The organism is Pseudomonas anguilliseptica (genome assembly GCF_021375795.1).
GTDB classification, from domain to species: Bacteria; Pseudomonadota; Gammaproteobacteria; order Pseudomonadales; family Pseudomonadaceae; genus Aquipseudomonas; species Aquipseudomonas anguilliseptica_A.
This window is the reverse complement of sequence record NZ_JAEIOI010000020.1, coordinates 1-336: the sequence shown is the minus strand read 5'-3', so window position 1 is coordinate 336 and position 336 is coordinate 1. Positions and strand designations below refer to the sequence as shown.

1 protein-coding gene is annotated in these 336 nt (G+C 56.5%); it reads right to left on the bottom strand.

The features are described 5' to 3' along the window. The coding region (locus IOD17_RS19570) for a VCBS domain-containing protein (RefSeq protein WP_233686624.1) at positions 1-336 on the bottom strand (336 nt) is incomplete at both ends.

Sequence of the window (336 nt, the reverse complement as noted above, 5' to 3'; positions counted from 1 at the left end):
CCGTGACCGTTATCACCGGCACATCGTTGCTGCCTTGAATAGTGATCGTCAGGATCGCAGTGTCCTGATCACCATCGGCATCCTGCATGGTGTAGGTGAAGGTTTCAGTCAGCGTTTCACCATCATCCAGAGCCTGAACCCTCGGGTCGGCGTTGTTCAGCGTATAGCTGTAGGTGCCCGCTCCGGTGTCCGTGAAAGTACCGTAGGTGGCACTGGTGTTCGCCCAGGAGACGAAGCTGGTCGGAGCGTCGGCTCCCGGTTCACCATTAACATGCAGATCGTTGGTCAACACATTGCCGGTAATCGGCGCAACAGCGTCTTCAACCACGGTGTTTC